Origin of the sequence: Streptomyces sp. NPDC006339 (assembly GCF_040612775.1) — a bacterium.
Taxonomy (GTDB): Bacteria; Actinomycetota; Actinomycetes; order Streptomycetales; family Streptomycetaceae; genus Streptomyces.
In genome coordinates, this window is the sequence record NZ_JBEXQW010000007.1 from 49413 (window position 1) to 66959 (window position 17547).

General features: G+C 74.2%; 17 protein-coding genes. 11 read left to right on the forward strand and 6 right to left on the reverse strand.

Annotated elements, in window-relative coordinates:
* Positions 1-18 precede the first annotated feature (18 nt).
* Complete coding sequence (locus ABZ135_RS07545; protein WP_356692813.1) at positions 19-1287, forward strand: DUF445 domain-containing protein; 1269 nt, start codon at positions 19-21, stop codon at positions 1285-1287.
* A 92-nt stretch (positions 1288-1379) separates the two neighbouring features.
* Here the strand turns inward: ABZ135_RS07545 and ABZ135_RS07550 are convergent, their stop codons facing one another.
* The 3 genes from ABZ135_RS07550 to ABZ135_RS07560 form a co-directional block, all read right to left on the reverse strand.
* A complete protein-coding gene (locus tag ABZ135_RS07550) occupies positions 1380-1658 on the reverse strand; it encodes a hypothetical protein (protein ID WP_356693076.1) in 279 nt (92 codons plus the stop codon).
* Between the two features lie 80 nt (positions 1659-1738).
* Positions 1739-3133 (reverse strand): YDG/SRA domain-containing protein, encoded by a 1395-nt coding sequence (locus ABZ135_RS07555; protein WP_356692815.1) that lies wholly within the window; start codon positions 3131-3133, stop codon positions 1739-1741.
* A 69-nt stretch (positions 3134-3202) separates the two neighbouring features.
* Positions 3203-4201 carry an SEC-C domain-containing protein gene (locus ABZ135_RS07560; protein ID WP_356692817.1) on the reverse strand — a complete coding sequence of 333 codons (999 nt, stop codon included), beginning with the start codon at positions 4199-4201 and terminating at the stop codon, positions 3203-3205.
* A 105-nt stretch (positions 4202-4306) separates the two neighbouring features.
* Between ABZ135_RS07560 and ABZ135_RS07565 the strand changes: the two genes are divergently transcribed.
* Positions 4307-5068: a class E sortase gene (locus tag ABZ135_RS07565; RefSeq protein ID WP_356693078.1), complete on the forward strand. Its 762-nt coding sequence runs from the start codon at positions 4307-4309 to the stop codon at positions 5066-5068.
* Here the strand turns inward: ABZ135_RS07565 and ABZ135_RS07570 are convergent.
* Entirely contained in the window at positions 5013-6302 is a 1290-nt protein-coding gene (locus ABZ135_RS07570; RefSeq protein ID WP_356692819.1) for an MFS transporter, read from the reverse strand. The two genes, ABZ135_RS07565 and ABZ135_RS07570, sit on opposite strands and share 56 nt — an antisense overlap.
* Positions 6303-6674: 372 nt before the next feature.
* On the opposite strand from ABZ135_RS07570, the gene ABZ135_RS07575 reads away from it, so the two are divergent.
* From ABZ135_RS07575 to ABZ135_RS07595, 5 genes are all read left to right on the forward strand, one after another.
* Positions 6675-7220, forward strand: coding sequence for a helix-turn-helix domain-containing protein (locus ABZ135_RS07575; RefSeq protein WP_356692820.1), 546 nt, complete (start codon positions 6675-6677; stop codon positions 7218-7220).
* 28 nt (positions 7221-7248) lie between these two features.
* Positions 7249-7542, forward strand: a complete 294-nt coding sequence (locus tag ABZ135_RS07580) for a DUF6412 domain-containing protein (protein WP_356692822.1) — start codon at positions 7249-7251, stop codon at positions 7540-7542.
* A 240-nt stretch (positions 7543-7782) separates the two neighbouring features.
* Positions 7783-8562, forward strand: coding sequence for a YidC/Oxa1 family membrane protein insertase (locus ABZ135_RS07585; RefSeq protein WP_356692824.1), 780 nt, complete (start codon positions 7783-7785; stop codon positions 8560-8562).
* Between the two features lie 138 nt (positions 8563-8700).
* The gene (locus ABZ135_RS07590) at positions 8701-9558 is read left to right on the forward strand and encodes a fumarylacetoacetate hydrolase family protein (protein WP_356692826.1); all 858 of its coding nucleotides are present in this window, start codon (positions 8701-8703) and stop codon (positions 9556-9558) included.
* A 248-nt stretch (positions 9559-9806) separates the two neighbouring features.
* Positions 9807-11333 (forward strand): choice-of-anchor A family protein, encoded by a 1527-nt coding sequence (locus tag ABZ135_RS07595; protein ID WP_356692828.1) that lies wholly within the window; start codon positions 9807-9809, stop codon positions 11331-11333.
* Here ABZ135_RS07595 and ABZ135_RS07600 read toward each other — a convergent pair.
* Together ABZ135_RS07600 and ABZ135_RS07605 are read right to left on the reverse strand one after the other, a co-directional pair.
* A complete protein-coding gene (locus tag ABZ135_RS07600) occupies positions 11305-11814 on the reverse strand; it encodes a heme-degrading domain-containing protein (RefSeq protein ID WP_356692830.1) in 510 nt (169 codons plus the stop codon). The two genes, ABZ135_RS07595 and ABZ135_RS07600, sit on opposite strands and share 29 nt — an antisense overlap.
* Positions 11811-12881: a Gfo/Idh/MocA family oxidoreductase gene (locus tag ABZ135_RS07605; protein ID WP_356692832.1), complete on the reverse strand. Its 1071-nt coding sequence runs from the start codon at positions 12879-12881 to the stop codon at positions 11811-11813. The genes ABZ135_RS07600 and ABZ135_RS07605 overlap by 4 nt, the downstream gene beginning before the upstream one ends.
* A gap of 134 nt (positions 12882-13015) precedes the next feature.
* Here ABZ135_RS07605 and ABZ135_RS07610 point away from each other — a divergent pair, with 134 nt between their 5' ends.
* From ABZ135_RS07610 to ABZ135_RS07625, 4 genes are all read left to right on the forward strand, one after another.
* Complete coding sequence (locus ABZ135_RS07610; protein ID WP_356693080.1) at positions 13016-14158, forward strand: ROK family transcriptional regulator; 1143 nt, start codon at positions 13016-13018, stop codon at positions 14156-14158.
* A 137-nt stretch (positions 14159-14295) separates the two neighbouring features.
* Positions 14296-15330: a hypothetical protein gene (locus ABZ135_RS07615; RefSeq protein ID WP_356692834.1), complete on the forward strand. Its 1035-nt coding sequence runs from the start codon at positions 14296-14298 to the stop codon at positions 15328-15330.
* Positions 15331-15392: 62 nt separating this feature from the next.
* On the forward strand, positions 15393-16253 hold the full coding sequence (locus ABZ135_RS07620; RefSeq protein WP_356692836.1) for a GntR family transcriptional regulator: 861 nt from the start codon (positions 15393-15395) through the stop codon (positions 16251-16253).
* A 133-nt stretch (positions 16254-16386) separates the two neighbouring features.
* Positions 16387-17523, forward strand: coding sequence for a TIGR03364 family FAD-dependent oxidoreductase (locus ABZ135_RS07625; protein WP_356692838.1), 1137 nt, complete (start codon positions 16387-16389; stop codon positions 17521-17523).
* The last annotated feature ends 24 nt before the right edge of the window (positions 17524-17547 follow it).

Here is a 17547-nt window from a genome sequence, read left to right on the forward strand (position 1 = left end):
AGGTGAGGTGGTGGCGCGATGGTGAGCTTCACGTACACGGCGGCGGACGAGGAGAAGAGCAGGGGCGTACGCCGGATGAAGGCGTTCGCCACGTCGCTCCTCGGCTTCGTGGCGGTCGTCTACGCCCTGGCCACCTGGGCGGAGTCCGCGGGCGCCGGGGCCTGGGCCGGTTATGTGGCCGCGGCGGCGGAGGCGGGCATGGTCGGCGCGCTCGCGGACTGGTTCGCGGTGACGGCGCTGTTCCGGCGCCCGCTGGGCCTGCCGATCCCGCACACCGCGATCATCCCCACGAAGAAGGACCAGCTCGGCGCCTCGCTGGGCACCTTCGTGGGGGAGAACTTCCTGTCCGCCGATGTCGTACGGGGCAGGCTGCGCGGCCTCGGCATCGCGAGCCGCCTCGGGACGTGGCTGGCGGACCCGGCGCACGCGGACCGGGTCACCTCCGAACTGGCCGCGGCGCTGCGGGGCGCCCTCACGGTCCTGCGGGACTCCGACGTGCAGGCGATCGTCGGCGAGGCGATCACCCGGCGGGCCGAGGCCGCCGAGATCGGGCCGGGCCTCGGCAAGACCCTGGAGCGGGTGGTCTCCGACGGCGCCCACCACCGGGCGGTGGACCTGATCTGCGCCCGCGCCCACGACTGGCTGGTCACGCACGGCGAGTCGGTGATGGAGGCGGTCCAGGGCGGCGCGCCGGGCTGGACCCCGCGCTTCGTGGACCGGCGCGTGGGGGAGCGGGTCTACAAGGAGCTGCTGCGCTTCGTCACGGAGATGCGCGACATGCCGGCCCACCCGGCGCGGGGCGCGATCGACCGCTTCCTGACGGACTTCGCCGCCGACCTCCAGGCCGACACCGACACCCGGGCGAGGGTCGAGCGCCTGAAGTCCGAGCTGCTGGCCCGCCCCGAGGTGCAGGACGTCATCGCCTCGGCCTGGTCGTCGGTGCGCGCCCTGATTCTGGCCGCCGCCGAGGACGACCGCAGCCAGCTCCGCCGCCGCGCCCGCGCCTCCCTGATCTCCCTGGGCACCCGCCTCTCCGAGGACGAGCGCCTCCAGGCGAAGGTCGAGGGCTGGGCGGAGGACGCGGCCGCCTACGTGGTCACCACCTACCGCGCCGAGATCACCTCCCTGATCACCGACACGATCGCCGGCTGGGACGCCACCCAGACCTCCCGCAAGATCGAGGCCAACATCGGCCGCGACCTCCAGTTCATCCGCATCAACGGCACGGTGGTGGGCGCGCTGGCGGGCCTGCTGATCCACACGGTGAGTCATGCGGTGGGTGGGTGAGGGGGCGGGCGGGTGACGGCTCGCGGGTCACGGCCGAGGAGGCGGGCGCGTGACGGCTTGCGGGGCCCCGGGAGGGGCGCGTGACCGTAGGCTCAGCTTGCCTTGCGGGTGACGGCCCAGGAGGCCCCGGCTACGGCCCCGGCCACCGAGAAGACGGCCGGCCACGCCCCGATCTTCTTCGCCAGCGGGTGCGACCCGGCGAACGCGGCCACATAGGCGGCCCCCAGCCCGGCCGCCGCCTTCCCCCCAGCCACTCGCTGCCACTCCCGCGCGGCCACCCCACCAGACACGGCCAACACCACCCCACCGAGCGGCCGCTTCTTGGTCCACCGGGCGACGGCGTAGCCACCGACGAGGCCGGCGGCGGCGATGGCGGGGGAGAGGGTGTGGGCATGGAACCACCTCGTTCTCGAACGGACGTTTCCGTACGAGCGTAGCGAGGTGCTAGCTCCTAGCTCTCTCGGTGGTCGTGATGGTCCCGGTGGTAGCCGAGGAAATCCGGGTTCACCACGTGCCCTTGCGCCGTACGCAGCTTCCCCCGGCTTTCGCCGCCCCGCTCGCGTATACTCCCGTCCTCCTCAATGGTGAGCATCCCGAAGTCGAATGCGACATGGTGATTGGGGCACAGGCAAAGAATATTGTCTGTACGGTCTGGGCCGTTGTGGGGGCGTCCGAGGGGCTTGATGTGAGCAGCTTCGGCGTAGGCTCCCGTGGGTGTATCGATACGGATGCCGCAGACCTGGCAGGTGTAGTCGTGCAGTCTCTTTACTCGGTTCGCCCGCTGTGTGCTGCGAATGATGCGCTGGATGGTCGCCTGGCGACGGCCGGGGCGTGCCTCCGACTCGCTGTCGATGTCGCTCAGCGAGAGGAGAGGGGGCCGCGGGGCCGGCACGTCGGCCACAGGAGTGTCATTCACGGCACGCAGGCGATAACGCCAAATGCGGTGCCCATCCTCGCGGCGGCGCTCCGACCAGTAGTCCTCGACCCGATAAAGTCCGTCATATCTCAGGCCGGAATGGGGAGCGTGTTCTGAGTGGCGGCCGGCACCTCGGATGACCCGCACCGGAGTCCCGGAAGCTGCACTGTTCACCAGCGCCGAGTTGCCCCGTGTGAGTGTCTGATCATGAGTGTGGCGACCCGCGGTGACGCCACCCTGACCGGTGTAGATGATCTCTGAGCCGTAATCCTCGTCGTCGGCATAGCCCCCTGACACGACGATGGACTTCGCCTCTTCGTTCTGCTTGCCCCAGATGCCGCCCTGTAGCGGCCTGTGGATATTGGCTGCCGCGAGTGCATCTCGATTGGGGAAGGTTGTCCCTATCGGGACGTAGGGTGGAGGTCCGAAGCCGTCGAATGGCTCATCTTGCAAACCAACGGCGCAAAGGATCTCTTCCCAGGGCGTGTCAGTGAAGTACGTCTGCAAGAGTGAACAGACGGCCCGCTCGCGAAAAGCGCTGTCCTTGGCGAGAAGGTTGTACAAGTCCAGCTCAAGGCCGCCCAGGGGATTGTGCTGGTCAAGCCAGGGGCGAAGTCGGGACCCACGCGCCTGCGGGACGTCCTCCGTGAGGTTTTCGAGGGTCCACAGGGATGATCGGTGCAAGGCGGCGAAGGGGAATTCTGGCGAGGGTGTTGAGCCCGGCAAACCGTATCGTTCGAGCAGCTCCGTCAGCTCTTTCTTGGCTTCATGCCAATAGGTCAGCCGCTTCCTGCCTTGTAGGGCCCGCCCCATGGCCCAGAGAAGGACGATCGGTTGATGGCGCGCCGGTTGGCCCGACGACCGGTCAACTTGCAGCGAAGTGAAGGCAGTGAGATAGCCGGTCGTGCTGTGCGTCGACTCCTCAGGCAAGAGTGTGCTCCCCGTGGATTGGTGGTGGTCAGCCGCTTGCTCGGCGCGTCCCAGCGGACTTGGGTGGTCTCACTCCGCCCCGTGGCACTCCCCGTACGTCCGCCCCGAGCCGCACCAGCACGCAGCGCCCCTTGCCGGGGGCCAGGGGGTGGCGCGGCCGCGGGCGGCGAGGGTGGTGGCGTATTGGGGGAGGAGGTCGGGGTTGGCCGGGGTGGAGGACTCGGAGGCGGCGAATGCCTCGTAGGAGGGGACCGTGGCCGGGACGATGCCCAGGTTGGGGGTGCCGGACTGGGCGAGTTCGCGGAGGGACGCCTCGATGTCGGTGAGGTGGGCCCGGTAGGTGGGGTACTCGGCTTCCAGCTCCGGGTAGGCGGCCAGCAGCTCGTCCAGTTCGGCTTCCGGCCAGTGGAGGACGGCGACCGGGAAGGGGCGGGAGAGGGCCGTGCGGTAGGAGCCGAGCTCGGAGCGCAGGCGGGCGATCTCGGCCTGGAGCTCGGCCGGGTCGGAGGAGCCGAGGGACCACAGGCGCTTGGGGTCGTGGAGCTCGTCCAGGGCCACGTCCCCCGTGTGGAGGCGGTCCGCCAGGACGTCGTGGTCGTCGTGCGGCAGCGCCAGCAGGCGGCGGACCCGGTGGCGGGCCGCCAGGAGGGACTGCACCGCGAAGGAGACCTCCTCGCCCGGCACCACGAGCAGGGCGGCCGCCTCCGAGAAGGTGGCCTCCGACGCCTCCAGCTCGTCGTGTGACTCCAGCGTCTCCGCGACGATCTCCCACGGCGCCGGCTCCGTGGGGCGGGCCCGCCGGACGCCCTCGATGATCGCCCGGGCCTCGGCCTCGTGCCCGTACTCCCACAGGTTCGCCGCCTTCAGCGCCCGGATGAGGAGGGGCGCGGCGGGGGACGAGGCCAGGAGCGAGTCGTACAGGGACGTCGCTCTCTCGCGGTGGCCCGCCAGCTCCAGGTGGGCCGCCGCGCGCAGCAGCAGGGGTTCGCGGTCCTCCGGGTACTGCCCCGCGGTGCGGAGCAGACGCTCGGCTTCGGTGGTGTGATCGGCAGGCGTGTCGGGGCGCATGTCGACCACCGTACTGCTGTACACCCCTGGAGAGTTGGCGCCCCAGCGCTTATGGTGCCCGCCGTGCTGGTTCGGCGAGGGCCCCGGCGGCGGGGCCGCGGTCCGGTGGTCCTCCAGGCGCGCGCGGGACGCGGGCCCCTGGGCCGCGCCCTCTGGGCGGGCGCCGAAACCCTCGTCACCTGCGGCGTTCTCGTCCTCCTCCTCGTCGTCCACCAACTGTGGTGGACCAACCGGCAGGCCCGCGCCGACGCCGTCGCCCAGGTGCGCAACCTCGAGCGGGAGTGGGACTCCTCACCCTCCGCACCGCGCTCGGAGCCCCCCGACACGGCACCCTCCGAGCCGGCGACCGTGGCACCCCCGGACCCGACGACCGAGCCGACGACCCAGTCGCCTACCGGGCCGCCGCCGCCCGCGTCCTCCGACATCCCCTACGCCGTCCTCCGCATCCCCCGCCTCGGCCTCACCGTCCCCGTCGCCCCCGGCGTCGGCAAGCGGACCGTCCTCGACCGCGGCTTCGCCGGCCACTACCCCGGCACCGCCGCCCCCGGCCGTACCGGCAACTTCGCCCTCGCCGGGCACCGCAACACCCACGGCGAGCCCTTCCGCCACATCGACCGGCTGCGCCCCGGCGACACCCTCACCGTCCGGACCCGCGAGCGCACCCACACCTACCGCGTCGACCGCACCCTCCCGCAGACCTCGCCCCGCGACATCGGCGTCATCGCCCCCGTACCCCGGTCGCTCCACAAGCCGTCGTACGGCTACGACACACCCGGCGCCTACCTCACCCTCACCACCTGCACGCCCGAGTTCAGCTCCCGCTACCGGCTCGTCGTGTGGGCCAGGCTCGTCCCGCCGCGAGCGTGACCGCCGCCCCGCCCAGGCCGAGGGCCGCCGAGACGAGCGGGGCCGCGTCGGCGCCCGCCGTCGCCACGGCCAGGCAGAGCGCCACACCCGCCGCGGAGCCGATGTAGCGGGCCGTGTTGTTCGCGCCCGAGCCCATCGCCGCCCGCTCCTGCGGTACGGAGTCCACGGCCAGCCGCGGCAGCGCCGCGTTCAGCAGGCCGCTGCCCGCGCCCGCCACCACCAGGCCGGGCAGGAGGCGCGGCCAGACGACCGGGGCCAGCGCGCCGTACAGGACGAGCGTCCCGGCCGCCGAGAGCACGAAGCCGAGGACCAGTTGGTACGGGGCGGACAGCCGGCCCGCGAGGCGGCGCGCCTGCAGCGCCACCGCGAACGCCGTGCCGGACCAGAGCAGGAACAGCCAGGCCGTGGTCAGCGGCGTCATGCCCGCACCCCGCTGGAGCAGCGCGGGCAGCACGCTGAAGAAGCCGATCACCGCGAGGCCCGTGAACAGCGCCCCCGCCGTCGCCGCCCGGAACGCCGGCCGGCGGAACAGTCCCAGGTCGATCATCGGCGCCCGGCCGCGCCGCTCGACCACCACGAACACCGCGCCCAGAACGAGGAAGGCGAGCCCCAGGAGCCCCACCGGCGGACGCAGCCAGCCGTCCCTGCCGAGGGTGAGCGCGGTGAGCAGGGCCGCCAGGGCGAGACCGAGCGTCACGGCCCCGGCGAGGTCCGGGCGTCCCTCGCGCGGGGCCCGGGACTCGGTGAGGGTACGGGTGCCGAGCGCCGCCACCGCCAGCGTGGCCGCGCCCAGCGCCCCGTACGTCCAGCGCCAGTCGGCCAGATCGCCGACGGCGCCCGCGAGCAGCGGGCCGAGCGCGATGCCGGCGCTCACGAACGCACCCCACACGCCGGTCGCCCGGATCCTGTCCGTGCCCGCGGGATACGCGTGGGCGAGCAGGCCCAGGCTTGCCGCGAGGACGGCGGCGCTCGCCGCGCCCTGGGTGACGCGCGCCAGCGTGAAGGTGAGGGTGGAGGTCGCGAGCGCGCCGAGGGCGGTGGTGAGGCCGAGGCCGAGGGTGCCGAGCAGGAAGACCCGGCGCCGCCCGTGACCGTCGGCGAGGCTGCCGGCCACGAGGAGCAGGACGGCGAGGCCGAGCGGGGTGCCGTTGAGCAGCCATGCCTGCGCGGAGGCCGGGGTGCCGAAGGCGCGGGCGGTGTCGGTGAGGGTGAGCATCGGGGCCGTGTAGTTCATCAGCGTGAGCGCGGTGGCGGCGCTGGTGACGGCGAGGGTCGCGCGCGGGCCCGCCCCGCCGGCCGAGGCGGCAGAGGCGGCCGAGGCCGTCGGGTCTCCTGCGGCTCCTGCGGCTCCTGCGGCTCCCGTGGCTTCGAGAGCTTCCCGGGCCTTCCGGGCTTCCCGAGCTTCCCGGGCCTCCCGGGCGGATGGTGCGGTCGGCGGGGACGGCGCGGATGGTGCAGTCGGCGCGGATGGTGTGGCGCGGCGGGGCATGGCGGGGACCTCGGCTTCCTGCTCGCTTACCTGGTCTCGTACCTCGGTTCGTTCAATGAACCTTGACCGTAGCAGGATGGGTTCAATCATTGAACCCGCGCGACTACACTGCTCCCCATGGCCCTCGGCAAGGACTACGCCACCCAGCAGTGCTCCATCGCCCGCGCCCTCGAAGTCATCGGCGAGCGCTGGACCCTCCTCGTCGTGCGCGACGCCTTCTACGGCGTCCGCCGCTACAACGACTTCCTCACCCACCTCGGCGCCCCCCGCGCCGTCCTCGCCGCCCGCCTCCAGGCCCTCGTCGACGCCGGCGTCCTCGACCGGCGCCGCTACTCGCAGGCGCCGCCGCGCGACGAGTACGTGCTCACCGAGCGCGGCATCGCCCTGTGGCCCGTCCTGCGCTCGCTCGGACTGTGGGGGCGCGAGCACCTGCCCGGGACCGCGCCCATGCGTCACTTCCACCACGTCGACTGCGGCACCGAGCTCGGCCCGTACGGCGAGTGCCCGGCCTGCCGGATCCCCGTCCACCCCGCCGACATCGAGATGCGGCCCGGCGCCGGCCTCGATCCGGACCCCTCGGATCCGGTCGGCCGGGCGCTCCTCGGCCCGCGCCGACTTCTCGCCCCGCTGGAACTCCCGGCGCCCGAAAGTCGTCGTGTATAACGGTCGGACGATGCGAAAGGAGGAAGAGATGCTCCATCGGCACCTGCTGCGCGTTCTCGCGCCGCTCCTCTTCCTCCTCGCCGTGGCCGATCTCCTGCTCTCCGAGGGCGCGGGCCTCTCCACGGCCTTCGCCATGGCCGCCACCGCCTTCGTCTGCGCCCTGATCGGTGCCCGTACGGCCCTGCCCGTACCGCCCACCCGCGTGCGCACCGCCCTGCGCGACCGCGCGCGGCGCACCGCCTTCCTGCCGCAACGCGATCCCGACGCCCCCGGCCGCCGCAGGCCCCGGGCTCCCGGCCGTCCCCTCCCGACGGCCGCGTAGGGGCACCACCTCGCACATCGCGCACCGCGCGCACCCAGCACCCGGCACCCAGCATTCGGACCCGGCACCACACATCGCGCACCACGCCGTGCGCCGCCGCGCCGGGCGCCGGGCACTGTGTGCCGAGCGCCGTGTGCCGCGTGCATCGCGCAAACGCGCTCGGATTCCGAGCCCCCCACGCGGTTCCGTCCTGCCGACCCCTGAACGTTCCGGCACGACGAGACCCCACGGAGGGCTCCCATGTCCGTTTTCGCCTCCCTGGTCGAGCACCTCGCCGACCTGCTCCAGCCGCTGTTCGCCACGGCCTCCACCGCCGCCGCCATCGTGCTCTTCACGATGGCCGTACGCCTCGCGGTCCACCCCCTCTCCCGCGCCGCCGCCCGCGGGCAGAAGGCCCGCGTCCGGCTCGCCCCGCAGCTCGCCGAGCTGCGCAGGAAGCACGCCAAGAACCCCGAGCGGCTCCAGAAGGCGGTCATGGAGCTGCACGCCGCCGAGAAGGTCTCGCCCTTCGCCGGCTGCCTGCCCAGCCTGCTCCAGGCGCCCGCCTTCTTCCTGATGTTCCACCTCTTCTCCAGCGGGCGGATGGCCGGCCACAGCCTCCTCGCGGCGCCGCTCGACGACCACTACGCCGACGCCCTCGCCCACGGCGGCCCCTTCGGCCCGGCGGGCCTGGTCTACCTCGTCCTCTTCGTGATCGTCGCCGCCGTGGCCACGTTCAACTACCGCACGGCCAAGCGGCAGAACGCCACGCTCGCCCTCGGCGCCGTCGACCCCGGACAGCCCGGCGCGGGGATGGCCGAGGGTCTGGCCCGGTTCATGCCGCTGCTCTCCTTCGCCACCCTGATCTCCGTCGCCGTCGTGCCGCTGGCCGCCGCGCTCTACATCGTGACCAGCACCACCTGGACCGCCGTGGAGCGCGCCTTCCTTTACCGGGACATGCCCACGGCGGGAGGCACGACAGGCAGTGGGGCAGACGGCGCGGCGGGCGGTACGCAGGGGGGCGCGGTTACTCCCGCGTAAGGGTCCAGGGTGTGAACGGGGTCTTGCAGAGTGTCCTTTTCTCTTGGAGGATCGACCAATCGTCCGATGGCCGCACTCCATCGGCCGGGGCTCAGCACGGCCCGCTCCCCGGGCCACCTCGACCACAGGGAGAAGACCATGAAGCTGCTGCGTGTCGGCCCGGCGGGGGCCGAACGGCCCGCCCTCCTCGACCAGGACGGGACGCTGCGCGACCTGTCCGCACTGGTCGACGACATCGACGGCAGTCTCCTCGCCGACGGGGCCGCGCTCGACCGGATCCGGGCCGCCCTCGCCGCCGGCGTGCTGCCCGCGCTCGACGCGACCGGGCTGCGGGTCGGCCCGCCGGTCGGCCGGATCGGCAAGGTCGTGTGCATCGGGCTGAACTACCACGGTCACGCGGCGGAGGTCGGGGCGGCGATCCCGGAGGAGCCGGTCGTCTTCCTCAAAGCCGCCGACACCGTCGTCGGCCCGGACGACACCGTGCTCGTACCGCGCGGCTCGGTGAAGACGGACTGGGAGGTCGAGCTGGCGATCGTCATCGGCCGCACCGCCCGCTACCTGGAGACCCACGAGGAGGCCCTCGCCCACGTCGCCGGGTACGCCCTCGCCCACGACGTCTCCGAGCGCGAGTTCCAGATCGAGCGCGGCGGCACCTGGGACAAGGGCAAGAACTGCGAGACCTTCAACCCGCTGGGCCCGTGGCTGGTCACCGCCGACGAGGTGCCCGACCCGCAGGACCTCGGCCTGAAGCTGTGGGTCAACGGCGAGCTGAAGCAGGACGGCCACACCTCCGACCAGATCTTCCCGGTCGCCGAGGTGGTCCGCTACGTCAGCCGGTTCATGACGCTCTACCCCGGCGACATCATCAACACCGGTACGCCGGCGGGTGTCGCCATGGGGCAGCCGGAGCCCAAGCCGTACCTCCGGGCCGGCGACGTCGTCGAGCTGGAGATCGAGGGCCTGGGCCGGCAGCGCCAGGAGCTCAAGAGCGCGTGACCCGTCGCCAGGTCTGAGCGCCCGGCCTGACCCGGTCCGGCCGGATCCGGTCCGGCCCGGCCTGCCCCAGCCCGGTCCGGCGCCGGGCCGGGCAGCCGGTCTCGGCCAGTCGGGCCGATGGCGGCCGGTCGGGGCGCGCGGGGCCGATCGCGGCCGGTCGGTGCGTGCGGGGCGTTCGGGGGACGCCTTCGCCGTGCCGGGCGCGAGGCGTCGCCATTCCCGCCCGGTTTGTGCGTATTTTGCCGCCTATGCGCGCACCCGTACCGCACCGGCGTCGTCGACTGCTGCCCGCCGCCTCGTCCGTGGCCGGCGCCGCCCTGTTCGCCGGGGTCCTGGCCGCCACCGCCGTCGCCGAACCGCTCCCGGACGGCCTCGGCCCCTGTCTGCCCGGCAGTTGCCCCGGCCCGTACCCGGACATCCACAACGGCTTCGTCGCGGGCCGCGACAACAACATCAACGTCTTCGTCGGCGGCGACCTCCGGGTCCGCGAGGCGGCGGCCGAGGCGGAGGGCAAGGTCGTGGTCCTCGGTGACTTCGACATGAGGAAGCGGCCCGGCGCCTCGCAGGTCTACAACGTCGGCGTCGCGGGCGTCGGTTCACGCGTTCCGCCCGACAACGACTCCGCCTTCCTCACCACCGGCGGCGATGTCACGGTCGCCCCCGGCCAGCGCCTCCTGGCCGAGGAGGGCGTGGTCCACGGAGTCGTACGGTACGGGGGCACGCTCACCGGCACGGTCAGTCCCAAGGCGGTCGCCGACCCGAAGGCGGCCGACCCGTACAAGGGCCTGCGCGGCCGGCTGACCGCCGCCAGCCGCTGCTACGCGTACGCGGCGGGCGTGCCGCGCACCGCGACCGGCACGGCCGTCAACAAGGGCGGCGAGACCGTCTTCACCGGCGACGGCAGGTCCGCGATCCAGGTCTTCACCGTCGACTTCGACCTGGAGTCGGCCCGGGGCGGCTCCCAGGGGCTGTCCTTCCGCCGCATCCCGGACGGCGCGACCGTCCTCGTCAACGTCCTCGGCGCGCGGCGGACCGTCGACACGTACGTCAACGGCTTCCAGAAGGGCCTGCGCGAGCGGCTGCTGTGGAACTTCCCCGACGCGAAGGACGTGACCTTCGAGGGCAGCGGGCAGTTCGAGGGCAGCGTGCTCATCGGCGAGCCGTCCGGTACGGCGACGGTGACGATGCCCGGCATGAACGGGCGCTTCTACACCAGCGGTTCGCTCACCCACGCCTCGGTGGCGGGCGGAGGCGGCGGACAGGAGCTGCACGCGTACCCGTTCGACGGCGACCTGCCGTCCTGCGGCGAGAGCAAGCCCACCCCGACGCCCACACCCACACCCACCCCGACGCCCACCCCCACCCCCACGCCGGACCCGGACCCGGACAGCAACGGCGGCACGGCGGACGGCGGTGCGACCGACGGCGGTGCGAGCGACGGCGGGTCCAGCGCGGACGGAGGCTCCTCCGACGGTGGTTCCAGCGCCGATGGCGGTTCCAGTGCCGACGGCGGCTCCTCCGACGGCGGCGCGGTCACCGGCGGTCAGACCTCCGGCGGTCAGACCTCGGGAGGCCACACCACCGGAGGTCACAGCACAGGAGGTGCCACCGGAGGTCACGCCACCGGCGGTCACAGCACCGGAGGCGGCGAGCTCCCCGACACCGGATCCGGTTCCGCCGGTGCCAAGGTCCTCGCCGGTGTCATGGCCGTCGCCCTCGTCGTGAGCGGCGGCGTCCTCGTCTCCGTCAGCCGGCAGCGTCGTCGTACGAGGTGAGGAGCCGCTCCAGGCCGAGGACGACCAGCGCGTGGTCCTCGGCCTGCGGGAGGCCCGAGACCGTGACCGAGCCGATGACGCCGGCGCCCGTGACCGCGATCGGGAACGAGCCGCCGTGTGCCGCGAACCGGTCGGGGTCCAGGCGGGAGGACGCCTCGAAGGTCGTGCCCTTGGTGCGGAACCGGGCGCCGACGAGGAACGAGCTCACGCCGTACCGCTCCACCACCCGCCGCTTGCGGTCGATCCAGGCGTCGTTGTCGGCGCTCGACCCGGGCAGCGCGCAGTGGAAGAGCTGCTGGGCGCCGCGCCGCACGTCGATCGCGACCGGTGCCCGCCGCTCCCGCGCGAGTCCGACCAGGATCGTGCCGAGGGTCCAGGCGTCGTCGTACGTGAAGCGGGGAAGGACCAGGCGGGCCTCCTGCGCCTCCAGCTCCTCGACGGAACTCGCAACGGAACTCGCAACGGGGTTCGCGGGAGTCACAGCGCCACCGCCACTCCGTCGCGGGCGGAGATCCGCGCCGCCTCCAGGACGTCGAGCGCGGCGGCGGCCTCGTACGCCGTGACCGGGTTCTCGCCCGTCCCGCGCAGGGCGGCGGCGACGGCCGCGTAGTAGGCGGGGTAGTCGCCCGGCAGCGTCTCGACGGGCGTGCCGCCGCCGGTCAGCGGCGACTCGCCGGCACCGACGCGGCCCCACAACTCCTCGGGCTCCCGGCCCCACACGCCGCCCGGCACCGGGCGCAGGCCCTCGCGCAGGGCGGCCTCCTGCGGGTCGAGTCCGTGCTTCACGTAACCGGCCTCGCTGCCCAGGACCCGGAAGCGGGGGCCGAGCTGGGCGGTGGTGGCGCTCACCCACAGATGCGAGCGCACGCCGCCCGCGTGGGTGAGCGCGAAGAACGTGTCGTCGTCGGCCTGGGCGCCCCGGCGGCGCACGTCGGACTCCGCGTACACGCGGACGGCCGGGCCGAAGAGGACCAGGGCCTGGTCGACGACATGGCTGCCGAGGTCGTAGAGGAGCCCGCCGATCTCCTCCGGCGCGCCGGACTCGCGCCAGCCGCCCTTGAGCTGCGGGCGCCAGCGCTCGAAGCGGGACTCGAAGCGCTGGACCTCGCCGAGCGCGCCGTCGGCGAGGAGCGCGCGCAGGGTGAGGAAGTCGTTGTCCCAGCGCCGGTTCTGGAAGACCGAGAGGAGCAGGCCGCGCTCGTCGGCGAGGGCGGCGAGCGCGCGCGCCTCGGCGGCCGTCCCGGCGAGCGGCTTGTCCACGACGACCGGCAGGCCGGCCTTCAGGGCGGCGGTGGCGACCGGGACATGGGTCTTGTTCGGGGAGGCGACCACGACCAGGTCGAGCTCGTCGGCCCGCCCGAGCAGCTCCTCAGGCGAGGCGGCGACCCGCACGTCCGGGTGCTCGGCGCGGGCCTGCGCGGCCCGCTCCGGGTTGCCGGTGGTGACCGTGTCGAGGACGAGGTCGGGGGAAGCGGCGATCAGCGGGGCGTGGAAGACGGAGCCCGCGAGGCCGTAGCCGACGAGTCCGACGCGGAGGGGGGTGACCATACGGACTACTTTGGCAACGCTGTTGCCAAAGTGCAAGCGACCGGCACAATGGCCTGGTGAACAGGGACAACGGCCTCGGGGGCTGGGCCAGGGGCAGAAGTGGCGGCGGTACGGGCCGGGGCGGCGGGGCCGACCTGCCCGCGCTGCGCAGCCACAACGCGGCACTGGTGCTCGACCTGCTCCGCGCGGCGGGGGAGGACGGCGTCAGCCGCCTGGAGCTGGCCGCCGGCACCGGCCTCACCCCGCAGGCCGTCAGCAAGATCACCGCACGGCTGCGGGCCGAGGGGCTGGTGACGGACGCCGGGCGCCGCGCGTCCACGGGCGGCAAGCCGGCGACCGTGCTGCGGCTCGTTCCGGCGGCGGCGTACGCGATCGGACTCCACCTCGACCGCGACGAGCTCACCGCCGTCCTGCTCGACCTCGCGGGCGAACGCGTCGCCGAACGCCGCTCCCCCCTGGATCTCGGCGCGGGCGCAGAACCGGTCCTCGCGGCGGTGGGGGCGGAGATCGCGGCGCTGACGGGAGCGGCGGGCGTGGGGACGGGAGCGGGCACGGGCGTCGGGGCGGGCGCGGGGGCCCCCGGTGCGCTCGGTGTGCTCGGCGTCGGGGTCGCCATGCCCGGGCCTCTGGACCACCGGACCGGGACCCCCGGCCGGGTCACCGGCTTTCCCGAGTGGGAGGGCTTCCCGCTGCGCGACGAGCTGGCGCGGCGGCTCGGACTGCCGGTCGTGCTCGACAAGGACACCAACGCCGCCGCCCTGGGCCTCGCCCTGCGCCCCGGCACACCCGCCTCGTTCGCGTACGTCCACCTCGGTACGGGTCTCGGCGCGGGCCTCGTGCTCGGCGGGGCGGTGCTCCGCGGGGGCAGGACCGGGGCGGGGGAACTCGGTCACCAGACCGTGCAGCTCGACGGGCCGCCCTGCGACTGCGGCGGGCGCGGCTGCCTGGAGGTCCTGTGCCTGGCGGCCCTCGCGCGCGGCGACCTCGCCGAGGCCGCCCGGGTGCTCGGGACCGGAGCGGCCAACCTGGTGCGGCTGCTCGACATCGAGCGGGTGCTGCTGGGCGGCCGGGCGGTCCTGGCGGCCCCCGAGGCGTACGCGCGCGGGACCCGCGCGGTCCTGGACGGCCTCGGGCTGCCGGTGGACGTCGAGGTCGCGGGAACCCCCCAGGCGGTCGCCGAGGGCGCGGCCCAACTGGTCCTGGCGCCGGTCTTCGGCAAGGAGCCGTCCGGGGCCCCGGCGAGCACCGGACTCCCGGCCCGTCCGATGGTCCCATGATCGTTCCATAGGCTGATCGGGCGGAATGCGCGGTGCGTACGGCGGTCGCGGCCGCGTCGGTTCCGGGACCGCCCCGCCCCGCGTGGCAGCGTCGCGGGCGTCCCGTACGTCCGCGAGCAGCAAAGGCACCGCCCCTCATGCGACTGCGCAACGCCCTCGCCCTCGCCGCACTGGCCACGGCCGCCACCGTCCCGGTGGCCCACGCCCTGACCGCCGCCGCCGGCCCCGCCGCCGTCCTCCCGGCCGGGCCCGCCCCGGCGGTCCTCGCACCGGCCGTCCCCGTTCCGCCCGCTCCCCCCGCCCCGGCCCTCGCCGCGCTCGCGCCCACCTGCGGGGACGCGGCCGACCCCGAATTCCCGCTGGGGGCCGGGATCCGGGGCGGGCCCGAGGAGTACGCCGCCGGCGGGACCTTCCGGACCTGGCACCTGGTCCTCGGCAACAGGACCGCCGCGCCCTGCCGGGGCGTCCACCCGGTGCTCGTCCTCGTCGACAGCCGTCGGTCGCTGAAGCCCGAGCAGATCCGGGCGGAGTTCTACGACGAGGAGGCGCGGCTGTGGCGGCCGGTGGCCTTCGAGGCGACGGACCGGGCCGAGAACGTGGGCGTGTTCGCCGACGGCAGCCCGTCCGCCACCCCCGCCAGTCCTACGAGCCCCACCAGCCCCGCCCGCCCCACCAGCCCCACTCGCCCTGCCAGTCCCACGAGCCCCTCGACCCCCGCCACCCCCACGGCCCCCTCCGCCCCCGCCACCTCCACGGCCACCGCCCCCGCCTTCGGCGGGTTCGCGGTGCCCGCGGGCGGCACCCTCACCGTTCCCGTACGCCTCGCGTTCCGCGCCGACGCCGCGCCGGACGACGACGTGGTCGTCAACGCCGCCGTCGTCCAGCGGCGGGGCGACGACGGCGACTGGGTCGGCGAGTCGGGCGGCTACCGGCTGGCCATCGGCCCCGCCGACCCGGACGCCGATGCCGGGCTCGACCCCGGCACCGCCCCGTCCCCGGACCCGTCCGGCCCCGCCCGTCCCACCGCCCCCGGCACCGGCGTCGACCCGCGCTTCCCCGAACTCGCCCAGTCCGGCCGGGAGTCCACCCTCCGTCACGCCCCCGCCGCGGCCGCCCTCGTCGCGGCCGGCGCCGCGCTCGTCCTCCTCGTCCGCCGCTTCCGCAACCCGTAGGCCACGCCCCGTACCCCCTCCCGTACACCTTTCCGTTCACCCCGGTCTGCGACGATCACCGGGTGGAGAAGAACGACCCCGGCGCCCCCATCCGCTCCGGCATCCCCGAGCACGGCCGCATCCCGAAGTACTACGCCGTGAAGGCGAAGGTCGCGGCGCTCGTCGACGAGTTGGGCGAGGGCGGACTCCTGCCCACCGAGCGCGATCTCGCCGTCCGTTACGAGGTGTCGCGGGAGACCGTCCGCCAGGCCCTGCGCGAGCTGCTCCTGGAGGGGCGGCTGCGCCGCCGGGGCCGGGGCACCGTCGTCGCCGGGCCCAAGCTGGAGCAGCCGCTGTCGCTCGCCAGCTACACGGAGGGCGTGCGCCGGCAGGGGCGCAGGCCCGGCCGTTCCCTGATCTCGCTGGAGCGCTTCCCCTGCCCGGAGGGCCTCGCCCCGGAGGTCGGCGTGGCGAGCGGCGAGCCCGTCTGGCACATGGAGCGCGTCCTGCTCGCCGACGACGAGCGGGTCGGCCTGGAGAGCACGTACGTCTCCGAGGCCCGTGCCCCGCGCCTGGACCGCGACTTCGACCCGGACTCCTCCTTCTACGCCTATCTGCGCGACCGGCTCGGCATCGCCTTCGGGGACGCCGACGAGCGGATCGAGACCGTGCTCGCCACGCCGCGCGAGGCGCTGCTCATCGGCACCCCGCCGGCGCTGCCCATGCTGCTGATCCACCGGCTCTCGCGCGACACGGCCGGCCGGCCGCTGGAGCGGGTGCGCACGCTCTACCGCGGCGACCGGTTCAGCTTCACCGCGCACCTGGGCCCGCAGGACCGTCCGGCCCAGGCCCGTCCGGCCCAGGGCCACCCCGCCCAGGGCCACCCCGCCCAGGGCCACCCCGCCCAGGACCGCACCCCTCACGACCCACCGCCCCAGGACTGACGCTCGCCCCCCGGGGTAGCTCCAAGGAATGTCACGTAAAGATAACGGGTCTAGTCCAAGCTTGTCGGGTCGTTCACCGTCCCGTCGCCCGGCGGACCTTTCCGGGCCACCCCTCGCCCCGACCGTGGACGGCATGAAGGTGATCGTCGTAGGAGCCGGCGTGGTGGGAACCATGCACGCCTGGCAGGCAGTCGAACGCGGCCATGAGGTCGTCCACATCGAGCGCGAGGCCGAGGCGCGCGGGGCCTCGCTCCGCAACTTCGGCCAGATCTGGGTCAGCGGACGGGCGGGCGGCGAGGAGCTCGACACCGCCCTGCGCGCCCGCGAGCTGTGGGAGGACATCGGCGCCCGCGTCCCCGCGCTCGGCTTCCGGGCGATCGGCTCCCTCACCCCCGTCCGGGGCGCGCTCGAAACCGCCGTCGCCGAGGCCGCCGTGGCCCGGCCCGACGCCGCCGCCCGCGGCTACAAGCTGCTCACGCCCGCCGAGGCCCGGGCCGTCAACCCGGCCCTGCGCGGCGCGTTCGACGCCGCCCTGTGGTGCGAGCGGGACGCCGCCGTCGAGCCCCGCACCGCCCAGCTCGCCCTGCGCGAGGCCCTCCTCGCCACCGGCCGCTACACCTTCCTGCCGCACCGCGAGGTGCGGGAGGTCGTGGACGCCCGGGGAAGCGGGTCCGGCGCGGTCCGCGACGACCACGGCGACACCCACACCGGCGACGTCGTCGTCCTGTGCACCGGCGCCTGGCTCTCCGGTCTGGTCCGCGAGATCGCCGGTGAGATACCGGTCCGCCGGGTGCGGCTCCAGATGATGCAGACCGACCCGCTCGGCGAGCCCCTCACCACCTCCGTCGCCGACGCCGACTCCTTCCGCTACTACCCCGCCTACGCCTCCGAGGCGCTCGACGCCCTCAACGCCGGGCAGGCCCAGGACCCGACCGCCGCCGCCCACAAGATGCAGCTCCTGATGGTGCAGCGTCTCGACGGCGGACTGACCATCGGCGACACCCACGAGTACGAGCACCCCTTCGCCTTCGACACCCTCGAAGACCCCTACGAGCACCTCACCCGCGTGGTCGAGTCCCTCCTCGGCCGCCCGCTGCCGCGCGTCCGGCGCCGCTGGGCCGGCGTGTACGCGCAGTGCGTCGACACCAGCCGGGTCGTGCACCGCCAGCAGGTCCGCGACGGGGTGTGGCTGGTGACGGGACCCGGCGGCCGCGGCATGACCTGCTCGCCCGCCATCGCCGAGACCACCGCGAACGAACTGGGCTGGTGAACCCGATGAAGACCACGACCGACC

What these genes read in the sequence shown, in the direction of transcription:
- ABZ135_RS07545 (WP_356692813.1), top strand. Translation starts at nt 19, where the DNA reads ATGGTGAGCTTCACGTACACGGCGGCGGACGAGGAGAAGAGCAGGGGC.
- ABZ135_RS07560 (WP_356692817.1), bottom strand. Translation starts at nt 4,201, where the DNA reads ATGCGCCCCGACACGCCTGCCGATCACACCACCGAAGCCGAGCGTCTG.
- ABZ135_RS07570 (WP_356692819.1), bottom strand. Translation starts at nt 6,302, where the DNA reads ATGAACTACACGGCCCCGATGCTCACCCTCACCGACACCGCCCGCGCC.
- ABZ135_RS07575 (WP_356692820.1), top strand. Translation starts at nt 6,675, where the DNA reads ATGGCCCTCGGCAAGGACTACGCCACCCAGCAGTGCTCCATCGCCCGC.
- ABZ135_RS07580 (WP_356692822.1), top strand. Translation starts at nt 7,249, where the DNA reads ATGCTCCATCGGCACCTGCTGCGCGTTCTCGCGCCGCTCCTCTTCCTC.
- ABZ135_RS07585 (WP_356692824.1), top strand. Translation starts at nt 7,783, where the DNA reads ATGTCCGTTTTCGCCTCCCTGGTCGAGCACCTCGCCGACCTGCTCCAG.
- ABZ135_RS07590 (WP_356692826.1), top strand. Translation starts at nt 8,701, where the DNA reads ATGAAGCTGCTGCGTGTCGGCCCGGCGGGGGCCGAACGGCCCGCCCTC.
- ABZ135_RS07595 (WP_356692828.1), top strand. Translation starts at nt 9,807, where the DNA reads ATGCGCGCACCCGTACCGCACCGGCGTCGTCGACTGCTGCCCGCCGCC.
- ABZ135_RS07605 (WP_356692832.1), bottom strand. Translation starts at nt 12,881, where the DNA reads ATGGTCACCCCCCTCCGCGTCGGACTCGTCGGCTACGGCCTCGCGGGC.
- ABZ135_RS07615 (WP_356692834.1), top strand. Translation starts at nt 14,296, where the DNA reads ATGCGACTGCGCAACGCCCTCGCCCTCGCCGCACTGGCCACGGCCGCC.
- ABZ135_RS07625 (WP_356692838.1), top strand. Translation starts at nt 16,387, where the DNA reads ATGAAGGTGATCGTCGTAGGAGCCGGCGTGGTGGGAACCATGCACGCC.